The following is a 12431-nucleotide window of genomic DNA, read 5'->3' as shown; positions in this document are numbered from 1 at the left end:
TAACGCTGGTTTATCCCCCTCAAAAAATAGTTTATTTTTTTCTACTACCAAGCTTGTTTCTACCCGTCTTATTGGTATATGACGAATTGAAACGGTAATGAAAGGCCATCAAGCACGCGAATTGCTAAAAAAACACAAAGAAGGAACCTTGACTTCCGAGGAGCAAGCGCTATTGGAAACCTGGTACCTAACACTGGCGAAATCCCGGAGGTCAGCTCCATTGGCCGAAGACGAGCTGAATACAGCGCTCGACGAAATCTGGCAGGCACTTCCCATTGGGGATTCAAAAGAGGCAAATGATCATAACGGTATGAGGAAAAGAAGGCGGTGGATAATGAGCATCGCTGCCACAATCTTGATCGTCTGTGCCTTAAGCATATACTTCTATAACAACAAAGCCGGACGAGAACAACCTGCCATATCGTCTGTAGACGATTTTTTACCTGGTGATAACCGTGCGATTTTAACGCTCGCAGATGGCGAAAAGATAACATTGAACGATGCGAAGATCGGCACATTGGCGAAAGAAGGACAAACGGCTATTACCAAAACGAAAGAAGGAGAAATTGTATACCGTTCTCAACCGGGCGCCAAAGCGGGAAGCACCGTAAAAGAAGCGCTTTCTTACAACATCCTTTCGACACCCAAAGCAGGGCAATACCAAGTTCAGTTGCCCGACGGCACGCACGTATGGTTGAATGCACTGTCATCTATTCGGTTTCCCAGTGCTTTCGCTGAAAATGAACGGATCGTGAAAATTACGGGTGAAGTATACTTTGAGGTGGCAAAGGTAAACAAGGGGACCAAACGAATTCCATTTAAAGTAATATCCGGCGATCAAACGATTGAAGTGCTGGGTACCCGATTTAACGTCATCAGCTACGACGACGAAGAAACGATCGAAACAACATTGTTGGAAGGAAGCATCAAAATCAATATTGGGAGGGATAAAGGGCGCGGTATCTTATTAAAACCAGGGCAGCAAATACAGGTTAACCAGGGATCGAAAAATAGAAAGTCGGCTGCTGTGTCGCCCTATACGATACGAGGGGTGGATACACAATCCATTGTTTCATGGAAAGATGGATATTTTCGCTTTGACAATACCGGGTTGGCCGAACTGATGCGCCAGATTTCTCGGTGGTATGATATTGAAGTCGTGTACGAAGCACCGGTCAAAGACTATGAATTTGTGGGAAAGCTTGAACGGAGCGCGAAGCTTTCTAAAGTACTTAAGATACTGGAACTGGGCGGTGTCCAATTTAGAGTTGAAGAAAATAAATTAATTGTAACGGAATAAAATAGGATGTATGCTTATGGATGAATAAAAACGACCGAGGGATACACGTTAATAAAACCGTTCCGAATGCGACTCGGAACGGTTGGAATTTTGGATCCCTTCTCTATCACAGAATGTGAGGAGAGAAAATGTGTTCTTGACTAAAAACAACTGATTTAATCCAAAACAAACGAAATTATGAAAATATTTTTACCCGGGAAAGAACCGTGCAAAGAAAAGCGGCTCTTTCCCAAACTGTTGATACTAATGAACCTAACAGTTTTATTCCTTACTGTCGCTTGTTTACAGGTATCCGCCCTTGGTTTTGCACAAAAAATCACGCTATCGGTAAAAAATGTTCCGCTATCGGAGACATTCAGTGCGATCGAACAACAAAGTGAATACAAATTTTTTTATGACAACAAGCTGGTTAAAAAGATCAGGAATATATCCGTTGATCTTCACAACGTAGCTGTAACGGAAGTGTTGGACGAGCTGATGAAAAATCAGTCGTTGACGTATAGCATTGTTGACCACACAATCGTAATTCAGCGGAAAAACAAGAAGGAGATAGCCGCAGCTTATTCAGTAAAATCCGTTGGTTTACAGCGTTTTTCTGCACGGTCTCGTCGTCTCCGGCTTAATGTCGCCCCGATTACAGAATTCAAGGTAGAAGGCAAGGTGGTTGACGAAAATGGAGAACCCCTATCCGGCGTGAGCATTCAGGAAAAAGGAACGCAACAAAGTACATCGACCAATGTGGAAGGGATGTTTTCGATGGACGTTTTGGATCGAAATGCAACCTTGGTTTTTTCTTTTGTGGGTTATGAAAGCCAAGAAATCAGCATTGCCGGCCAAACTTCGCTGAATGTAACCCTGAAAGAAAGTACTTCCCGTTTGGATGAAGTAGTGGTAGTGGGCTATGGCACACAAAAAAGGGCGACCTTAACCGGTTCGGTGGCCAGCGTGGGTAACAGAGAGTTGAAAAGGAGCCCCACAGTGAGCCTGTCTAACTCAATTTCCGGCCTGCTCCCCGGCGTCGTGGCCTCCAACCGTTCGGGCGAGCCGGGAAGAGACGACGCAAGTATCTTAATCCGAGGTCGGAGTACAACAGGAGACAATACACCACTGATTGTTATTGACGGTATTCCGGGATCAGCTGGATGGGCACAGATCAACCCAAATGATGTCGAATCCATCTCTGTATTAAAAGATGCATCGGCTGCTATTTATGGCGCGCAGGCGGCAAACGGTGTCATATTGATCACGACAAAAAGAGGGTCAATCGGTACACCGACCATCGATTATACCTTTAACCAAGGAATCAGCACACCGACACGTGTACCTCGAATGGCCGATTCATATACATACGGTGAATTCGTGAATCAGCTTTTAGTAGAAAGAAATCAGTCGCCTCGTTATACGGACGAAGAACTACAGAAATTCAGGGATGGTAGCGACCCATTAAATTACCCCAATACCAACTGGCTGGATGCCGTGCTTCGAAAGGCAACGCCGCAAAGCCAGCATAACCTATCCGTACGGGGAGGCACGGAGAACGTGAAGTATTCGGTTTCCGGATCGTTTGCTAACCAGAAAGGGATTTTTAAAAATGGAAGTACGAATTTTAAGACCTATTCGCTTCGTTCCAATCTGGATGCAAAAATCAATAAATACATCCAGGTCGGTTTGGACGTGAATGCCGGCTTAGATGATGGAAACTATCCTGCGTTCAGTACAACAACTACTTTTCAGTTTGCCCGTATTAATTTTCCCTATCAACCGGTATACTATCCCAACGGATTGCCTTCAGCGGGTCTCGAAAGAGGAAATAACCCCGCGATTATGTCGGGTGAAGCAACAGGAAATAACAACGAACGATCTCAACGGTATCAAGCAAAAGCGTCCGTTGATGTTATGATCCCTTGGGTGGATGGTTTGGGAATAGACGGCTTCTTTGCCTACATCAACAACATCGATCTTACTAAAAACTTTCAGACTCCGTGGACGGTCTATAATTACGATAAATCCACGGATACTTATACGTCGTTATTGGGCGGTGGTATTTTATTGCCACAGCTACGGCAGGGGATGACCAATGGCAGGTCTACGTTGCTGAACTTCCGCATTAAATACAATAAGCAGATTAATGATCACAGCATCAATTCCTTCATCGCTGCAGAACAGTCGGAAGGGTATAGCAATAACTTTCAGGGTTTCCGCCGGAATTACATATCACCGGCTATTGACGAGTTGTTTGCCGGCGATCTGAAGGATCAGGAAGCGACAGGTACCGCATCTGAAACGGGACGCCGAAACTTTTTTGGCCGGGTCAGTTATGGCTATAAAGATAAGTACCTGTTCGACTTTAACTTCCGGTACGACGGTTCGGCGATTTTTCCCGAAGGAAAACAATACGGCTTTTTCCCCGGCGTTTCAGCCGCTTACCGGATCTCTGAAGAAAGTTTCATAAAAGAGAGATTAGATTTTATCAACGACCTCAAATTAAGGGCATCATGGGGAGAAATTGGAAATGACCGGGTTAGCGCATTCCAATACCTTTCTACGTATACAATCGGGGTTCAGGGGTATAATTTAGGACAGACACCCTCGCTTGCGCCGGGTTTGATAGGCGGAGTAACTCCTAATCCAACTATTACTTGGGAAGTGGCGAGAACGACCAATATAGGCTTGGATGGTGATCTTTGGAACAGTGCATTGGGCTTTACGGTGGATGTATTTAAATCGAAAAGATCCAATATCCTGGCGAAACGGGATCTTGCCGTGCCCGCGTATACCGGTCTTGTTTTGCCCAATGAAAACATCGGGGTAGTAGAGAACAAAGGAATTGAAGTGGAGTTGTCGCATGCCAAAAGAACAGACGGCTTCTCCTATCGTGTCGCCGGAAATATTTCTTATTCAAAAAACAAGATCATTGACGTCAGCGAAGCATCCAATGTGCCTGACTGGCAAAAAGCGGAAGGACACATCATCGGTGCTAATAACTATTACCGGGCAATCGGCATTTTCAGAACACAGGAAGAAGTGGATGCAAGCCCGGTCGTACTGGGAACCGTTGTAGGAGATCTTAAGTACGAGGACATCAATGATGACGGGGTGATCAATGCGTCGGATATGGTACGGATGGATAAAACCAATATACCCGAGATGATCTTTGGCCTTAATTTATCCATGGATTATAAGAATTTCTCCTTGTTTGCCAATTTTGCAGGGCAGGCCAGGGCCTGGCAATATATTTGGACGCAGGCAGGTCTTAACGGGAATTCCCTCCAAGAGTTAATCGAAAACCGCTATCGCCCCGGTAGCATGGATTCCAAATATCCACGACTGCCGTCGCTTGCCGCTGAGGTAAACGGACAGCGTTCTTCTTTTTGGCTGAGAGATGCTTCTTTCGCGCGATTGAAAACCTTGGAACTGGGCTACACAGTGCCACAGGAGTTGCTATCGCGGATTAAAATCAAGCATTTGCGGGTTTACGTCAATGGGAACAATTTGTTCACCCTGGATAAGTTAAAGAATTTTGACCCGGAAGGCACGTCAGAGGCCGGCGACTTCTATCCGCAAAGCAAGATATATAATCTAGGTTTTAACCTTACTTTTTAAAAGACAACCATGAATACGATCACTATTTTCAGCAAAATCAGAACAAACCGATTCGCGTTGCTGTACGCGATGATCATCGTGTTTAGCGGGGCGTTTTTATCTTCCTGTACAAAAGAGGTTTTGACGAAGCGGCCCTTGGATAAGTTTTCGGACGAAAGTGTTTGGCAAGATGCGAAATTGATTGAAACCTATGTGAACAATGTATATAGGTCGTTACCTCGGGGGTTCGAGGCACCCGGTGGCAGGCAACTGCAGAGCACCGTCGATGAAACCCATCAGCGTGGAAGGGAAGATTATGTAATCATTACCTCGGGAAATGTAACGCCGTCTACTCCCGGTATCTTTGAAAATTACTGGATCGGGACATTAACCCTTGCATCCCCTAATTACAATGCTACTGGATATTATAGTCCGATTACAAGAAGCAATGTTTTCTTTGCCAACATTGAAAATGCACCCATTGAAGAAGGGATCAAGAATCGAATGATCGGAGAAATGAAAGTCATACGGGCCTATTCGTATCTTCGGCTCATTAGCTTTTATGGCGGTGTTCCGTTGATTACGACCCCTTTCGCTTTAGCAGATGATTTCAATGTGCCAAGAAACTCCTACGACGAGTGTATGGCCTTCATCGTGAAAGAATTGGAAGAGGCTGCTGATTTACTTCCGCTTGATTACGATGCTGCCAACAAAGGCCGGATCACCAAAGGTGCGGCGATGGCGATACTTTCCCGTGCGTTGTTATATGACGCCAGCCCCTACTACGATCGAAGTGTTAGCAATACCGATCTGGCAAAGTGGCAAAAAGCCGCTGATGCCGCGAAAGCCGTTATCGATCTGGGAATCTATGAACTGTACCCAGACTATAAAACCTTATTTTTGGAATCGGCGGCTTATAATTCCGAAATCATCTGGTCGAGACCTTTTAATACGGAGGTAGATCGCGAAACCTATGTCGAGCTGAGCCAGTATCCGAATGGGTATAACGGCTTTGGACAGGTACATCCATTGCATAACATCGTTGACGATTACGAGACGTTAAATGGGAAACTGCCAAAAGACGATCCCACCTACGATCCCCAAAATCCATATGTGAACCGCGATCCCCGTTTCTATGCCAGCATTTTATACGACGGAGCCCCCTTTAAAGGACGCGAGGTGGAAACGTTTCTGCCCGGAGGGAAAGATTCCAATGAAGGGGCTTTATCGCCTCATAATGCCACCCTTACCGGCTATTATGAACGAAAGTTTTTAGATGAATCAATTACGAATCCGTCAGCGGCGAATGCAGGTAGCACGCCATGGACCTTTTGCCGGCTTGCGGAGATTTACCTCAATTATGCCGAGGCGATGTATAACCTGGGAAATGAGGAAGTTTGTCGAGCATATATCAACAAAATTCGTCAGCGACCGAGTGTGGATATGCCTGAGGTTACAGAAAGTGGTACTGCCTTATTGGCAAGGCTACAGAACGAACGGAGAATAGAGCTTGCCTTTGAAGAACACCGCTATTTTGATGTGCGCCGTTGGAGAATAGCGCCGGAGGTGCTAAGCGAGGATTCAGAACGAATGACGATTATAAAAGATGCATCGGGAAAGAAAACCTATAAAGTGGAAACTTTTCAACCGAGAAATTTTAATGATCGGAACTACCTGATGCCGATACCACAGGCCGAAATTGAAAAAAATCCGCTATTGGTTCAGAACCCGGGTTATGAAAATTTATAGCAGAATAACCGGCAGGTTAACGAAAGCCATCGTGTTTGTTTAAAGACATGCATAATGGCTTTCTTGAAAATACCGCTGGCGCATCAGCAGCTACTGTTTAAAATGGATACGTATAAAGCAATTTTATATGAAAAACAACCGTAGGGATTTTATCAGAATAACTGGAGGTCTTGCTGGGCTTGGTCTGGCGGCTCTTGGGATACCGAAGGGATATACATCAGAAGCGGCCCTTATTTCGGGATTCGGGGATCAACTTGGAAACCTATTGAGCAGCCCGCAACAAGCTTTTCAGATGAACGCTAGCATGAAGGCAGATTATGACCTTGCCTTATCCATCCTTAAACCTACTAAAAAGCAACTGGAACACGGACTTGAGCTGCATAGAGATGCCCTTGTTTTCGATACCTATGGTTTTATGCCCCGGGCAGCTGTAGATGGCGGAGCGTTGACGGTTGCTATTGATAGTCAGGCTTCCCCTCTAGAAATTCAGGATATGCAGGAAAATATGTCCATGACCCGTTTTGTAAAGAATGAACGGGAACGGCTTGAGCTTGAAAACGCGTGGAAAGTAGCCGGTGTAACCTGTGTGTTCCAAAATTCAGGAGAAGAGGGTAATGAAGTGAAGAAATTATTGAAACGGCTTGCTCATTTTACGTATACCACAGACATGCTGAAAGATTTTGTAGCGAAAGCCGTCACGCCGGATGATATTATACGAGCAAAAAAAGAGAACAGACATGCACTCTATTTTACTGGAAATGGTGTACCGTTGCCGCAAGATTGGGCATCGGTGGAAGAGGAGCTGCGGTATGTACTGGTGTTTTTTCAATTGGGTATCCGCATGATGCACCTAACCTATAACCGCCGTAATGTGATTGGCGATGGTTGTGCGGAAAAGGGCAATGCCGGGCTGAGTGACTTTGGCCGTGCAGTCGTGAAGGAAATGAACCGTGTTGGGGTTATTGTAGACGTTGCCCACTCGGGTTGGCGAACCAGCTTGGAGGCTGCTCAGCTTTCTGAAAGACCAATGGTGGCAAGCCATAGTTCGGCCACGGCGGTGTATGAACATATCCGGTCGAAGCCGGATCCTGTTATCAAAGCTATTGCCGATACCGGAGGATACATCGGAATCTGCGGCATCCCCAGATTTTTGGGTGGCAGCGGCGATATTGCTGCCATGATGAAACATATCGATTATGTGGTGAAAAAGTTTGGCAGCGACCATGTAGGTATCGGGACAGATGTGGCTTATACATCGTCTTTTGCCAAAGAAGAGAAGGGTCAGGTTCCTGCTTATAGGCGGCCGAGAACACGGTGGGAAGCTTTGTGGCCTGAAGATCCTTTCAAAGAGACCACGGAAATGCGGCAAAGTTTGGCATGGACAAACTGGCCGTTGTTTACGGTAGGAATGGTTCAAATGGGATATGCAGATGAAGAGATACGGAAAATATTAGGAGGCAATGCGTTACGGGTTGCCAGGGCAGCGCTTGCTTAACAGGATGAATTAACAGCATAAACAATACTATTCACGATATTAACCCCGTATATGAAACGTAAAAGATTCTTAAGTCAATGTAACATGCCGTTCCTATTTATGGTGCTTGCGTTACTTGCATATAGGACGGCGGTAGCCCAGCATAAACTGAACAAAAATCAATATGATGTGCTGACGGGTAAATGGCTCCATTTCAGCGATGCCCCTAATTCCCTATACCAACATCTCTCAGCGCAATCTTATGAATATTTAACCGAGCGCTCCGGTAAAATTGCCACCTTAACGACATTAGCTGATTGGAAAGAGTGGCAGCGATTCGTGCGCGAGACATTGCTGGATATTATGGGACCATTTCCGGAAAAGACACCTTTGAATGCAAAGATTGTGAAGGTGATCGAAAAAGATGGATATAAGGTCGAACATATTGTGTATGAATCCCGGCCAAAGTTTTACGTGACCTCGTCTTTGTTTATTCCCGATGGATTAAAAAGAGGAGCAAAGGCACCCGTTGTCATCTACTGTAGTGGCCATTCTGCTACAGGGTACCGGTCCGAAACCTATCAACATGTGATATTGAACCTGGTTAAAAAGGGCTTTATCGTGTTTGCGTTTGATCCGGTGGGGCAAGGCGAGCGATTGGAGTACAACGACCCGAAAACGGGCAAATCGATTGCTTTGCTGACGGAAGAGCATTCCTATTCCGGGGCGCAGGCTTTTATTACCGGTGCTTCGCAGGCAAGCTATATGATATGGGATGGTATCCGGGCGGTGGATTATCTGTTGACCCGTAAGGAGATAGATTCCGAACGGATTGGTATGACGGGGCGTTCAGGCGGCGGCACGCAATCGGCATACATTGCTGCGATAGACCCTCGTATCTATGCCGTGGCCCCCGAGAACTACCTTACTACGTTTACCAGGTTGTTGCAGACGAAGGGTCCGCAGGATGCAGAGCAAAACTTATTCAATGTGGTCCAAAGGGGAATAGACCAACCGGATTTTTTATTGGCCAGGGCCCCGAAACCTGCATTGATGATCACTACAAGCCGTGATATATTTAGTATTCAGGGATCTAAAGAGTCCACGAAAGAAGTATCACGCATTTATAAGGCATATGATAAACCGGAGAATTTCAGCATGGTAACCGATGACACTGTCCATGCATCTACCCGGAAAAACAGAGAAGCCATGTACGCTTTTTTTCAGAAACACCTGAATAATCCCGGTAGCGCAAAAGATGAGGAAGTCATCCTCCTCAGTGACGAGGAGATACAAGTGACCAAAACGGGTCAACTTTCAACGTCACTGGAAAGCGAAACTGTTTTTAGTTTAAACCGGACAATTGGAGAACAATTGGAGGCAAAACTACAATCTTCCCGTAACAACCTTGGGGCACACCCGCCGAAGGTACTGGATGCTGCGAAGAAGCTTTCAGGATACAGGGAGCCGGCAGAAGAACAGGAACCGGTACTTACAGGGCGTTTTCAAAAAGCAGACTATGTCGTAGAACAATATTTTATAAAAGGAGAGGGTGCATATGTAATTCCTTATCTGTTGATGAAACCAGCACACCCGAACCGAAAGGCACTGCTTTATCTCCATCCTTCTGGAAAATCAGCGGAAGCATTCCCAGGCGAAGAAATTGAATGGTTCGTAAGAAAAGGTTTTACCGTGCTGGCTCCGGATATGTTGGGAACGGGTGAAATAGGCCAAGGAAGTGCACAATCCCCGCGGACTTATCTCCTTAACTGGTTCGCTTCGACATTGATTGCGAGAAGTATAGTTGGGGTACAAGCCGGTGATGTCGCAAGGTTGCTCGCGGTGCTAAAAGAAGATAATGACATAGATGAGGTATATGGTCTTGCCCACAAAGAAATGACATCCGTCCTTTTGCATGCTGCAGCGTTTAATAAGGAAATCACCCGTATCGCGTTGATCGAACCTTTGTCTTCTTACCGGTCAATTGTAATGAACCGTTTTTATCAACCGAGATTTATCCACAGTTTCGTTCCTGGAGCGCTAAAAGCCTATGACCTTCCCGATCTTGCGGCAAGCCTTGCACCGCGGAAGCTGATGGTGGTGGGAATGATCGACGGTGCCGGTAATAGCAATTTCAGTGGGGTGGAGACCGATCAACTGGTAATACGTACGGCATATACTGAGGGAAAGGCAGAAGATAACCTTGTGATTATTCCTCAGCAGTCAGCGGAAACATTACCTGATTTTTATGAAGCTTGGATAAAATAATGCGGATGTAGAAATTAGTTGGTCTTACAGAAGATCCGGCTGCGGGGGTCGAATGATTGGAAGGAATACGTATCAATCAACAATATCGTTACCTTTGTTGTGTTTGATACCATGGAGGCCATTCATCTCAACGACGACGCGGATCTGATACGGCAGTTGCACCGTGGCAACCCTACGGCTTTCGATGCGCTATTCCGGATGTTTCATCCGGCTTTATGTTTCTTTGCAAAGCGATTGGCAATTGGTTTACCCAAAGGCCAGGCCGAAGAGATCGTGCAAGATGCTTTTCTTAAACTTTGGCAACGGCGTGTTAATTTCTCGGATTTATCAGCGGTAAAAGCATTTCTGTACATAGCAACGCGGAATGCCTGTCTGAACTACATAGAAAAGGAAAAGGTGCGGAACCGCAGGCATGAACGATATTTGAATACGGTGAACGAAGTGGAAGATGCTGTGGTGGAGGAAATTATCTACTCGGAAGTCTTGCGTGAGGTGGCCCTGGCGATCAATACCTTGCCTGAACAATGCCGTCGAATTATCAAAATGGCTTATGAAGACGGATTAACCCCCAAAGAAATCGCCCTAGCATTGAACATCTCCGTAAGCACAGTAAACAACCAGAAGTCACGCGGTGTAGGCCTATTAAAAAAACGGCTTTCCGGCAATGGATTAGCACTTTTGTTGTTTTTTCTTTAAAAAAATCATACGCCTTTTAGATAAATTAAGTTTTTTCCGGTTTCTATCGTATACATTGGAAAAGACATGCCAGCTGACGACAAGCTATATAACGCCTTCCGTATCGCGAAAATTCTGGAAAAATACGCTAGAAAAGAACCTTTGGCCGCGGAGGAACAAGCGGAGGTGGATCAATGGCTCGCTGTCAATGGAAGCAACCGGAATTTAGTTGAGCGGATTTCAGATGAAAACCAACTGGCCTTTGACTTGCTGGAGTTGCGGGATACCGATACGGAAAGTGAACTGGCAAAAATCGGAAACAAGCTACGAGGAGCGGCGAACACCCAAAAGTGGATGTGGTATTATACTGCGGCTGCGATGTTATTGCTGTTTCTATCTGTGGGATTGGGAATTTATTGGTATCGGATCAACAGTGGGAAACCGATGGAATTGACCATTGATATGCAAAATGACGCACTGCCGGGGGGGAATCGGGCGACGTTAACTTTGACAGATGGGCGGACGATCAACTTAAATGAAACGCAGACAGGTATCGTGATGGGAGACGATGTCGCCTATACCGACGGCACTACGGTATTAGAAGAATATGTGAATGAAGGAGTGGATGAATACGTCCTCAGTACACCCCGCGGCGGCACCTATCAGATTACGCTTCCTGATGGGACCGGCGTTTGGTTAAATGCAGAGAGCACCTTGCGTTATCCAAGCAAATTCAAAAGCAATGAGCGGGTTGTAGAGCTAGAGGGCGAAGCCTACTTTGACGTAAGTAAGCAGGGAACAATGGCGCCGTTCCTCGTCAAAACGCGGGGGCAAACCATTGAGGTACTCGGTACGCAATTTAATGTGTCTGCATACGCAGCGGAAGCAACGGTCAGAACCACGTTAGTAAAAGGCCAGGTACGCGTTGCCGTAACTACCCAACAGCCCCAGGTGGCTGTGTTGAAGCCTAGCCAACAAAGCGTTGTACAACCCGAAGGAATGGTGATAAATCAAGTGGACGTACAACCTTTTATCGCTTGGAAAGATGGCTATTTCCATTTCGAACGGACCCCTTTTGTGGAGGTGCTGGCGCAGATGAGCCGGTGGTATGATATTGAATTGGTTTATGAAGGGGAGATTCCCTCCCAAACATTTTCCGGCAAAATGTCACGTAATGTTAATTTAACGAACGTATTAAAGCTATTCAAGGGATCCGGTATCCGGTTCCGTTTTGAGCATGAAAAACTGCACATCGAATGACACCCAGATAACCACTGAAAACCCATAAAATTGAGTTTTAAACAAGGAGGACCATATGATGTAGAGATAGAAACGTACTTATTGAATACAGGACGAGGAGGTGTTGGTACCACCCCCTCGCGA

General features: G+C 45.8%; 7 protein-coding genes. All 7 read left to right on the top strand.

The features are described from left to right. Window positions 1-97 precede the first annotated feature (97 nt). Window positions 98-1300 (top strand): FecR family protein, encoded by a 1203-nt coding sequence (locus BMZ56_RS13125; protein WP_090627422.1) that lies wholly within the window; start codon window positions 98-100, stop codon window positions 1298-1300. Window positions 1301-1546: 246 nt separating this feature from the next. Next, window positions 1547-4903, top strand: a complete 3357-nt coding sequence (locus tag BMZ56_RS13120) for a TonB-dependent receptor (RefSeq protein ID WP_177195147.1) — start codon at window positions 1547-1549, stop codon at window positions 4901-4903. A 9-nt stretch (window positions 4904-4912) separates the two neighbouring features. Further along, complete coding sequence (locus BMZ56_RS13115; RefSeq protein ID WP_090627416.1) at window positions 4913-6631, top strand: RagB/SusD family nutrient uptake outer membrane protein; 1719 nt, start codon at window positions 4913-4915, stop codon at window positions 6629-6631. Between the two features lie 127 nt (window positions 6632-6758). Beyond that, entirely contained in the window at window positions 6759-8126 is a 1368-nt protein-coding gene (locus BMZ56_RS13110) for a dipeptidase (RefSeq protein WP_090627414.1), read from the top strand. Between the two features lie 51 nt (window positions 8127-8177). Then, entirely contained in the window at window positions 8178-10373 is a 2196-nt protein-coding gene (locus BMZ56_RS13105) for an alpha/beta hydrolase (RefSeq protein WP_090627411.1), read from the top strand. Window positions 10374-10391: 18 nt separating this feature from the next. After that, a complete protein-coding gene (locus BMZ56_RS13100; RefSeq protein WP_090627409.1) occupies window positions 10392-11069 on the top strand; it encodes an RNA polymerase sigma factor in 678 nt (225 codons plus the stop codon). Window positions 11070-11135: 66 nt separating this feature from the next. After that, a complete protein-coding gene (locus tag BMZ56_RS13095) occupies window positions 11136-12308 on the top strand; it encodes a FecR family protein (protein WP_090627406.1) in 1173 nt (390 codons plus the stop codon). The last annotated feature ends 123 nt before the right edge of the window (window positions 12309-12431 follow it).

This window comes from Parapedobacter indicus (assembly GCF_900113765.1).
In the GTDB taxonomy this organism is placed as follows: domain Bacteria; phylum Bacteroidota; class Bacteroidia; order Sphingobacteriales; family Sphingobacteriaceae; genus Parapedobacter; species Parapedobacter indicus.
The sequence above is the reverse complement of the archived record's forward strand: the minus strand, read 5'-3'. Positions and strand labels throughout refer to the sequence as shown.

Bases quoted from the DNA above. Each gene is read 5' to 3' on its own strand.
- BMZ56_RS13120 (WP_177195147.1), top strand. From the start codon at position 1,547: ATGAACCTAACAGTTTTATTCCTTACTGTCGCTTGTTTACAGGTATCC.
- BMZ56_RS13115 (WP_090627416.1), top strand. From the start codon at position 4,913: ATGAATACGATCACTATTTTCAGCAAAATCAGAACAAACCGATTCGCG.
- BMZ56_RS13125 (WP_090627422.1), top strand. From the start codon at position 98: ATGAAAGGCCATCAAGCACGCGAATTGCTAAAAAAACACAAAGAAGGA.
- BMZ56_RS13105 (WP_090627411.1), top strand. From the start codon at position 8,178: ATGAAACGTAAAAGATTCTTAAGTCAATGTAACATGCCGTTCCTATTT.
- BMZ56_RS13095 (WP_090627406.1), top strand. From the start codon at position 11,136: ATGCCAGCTGACGACAAGCTATATAACGCCTTCCGTATCGCGAAAATT.
- BMZ56_RS13110 (WP_090627414.1), top strand. From the start codon at position 6,759: ATGAAAAACAACCGTAGGGATTTTATCAGAATAACTGGAGGTCTTGCT.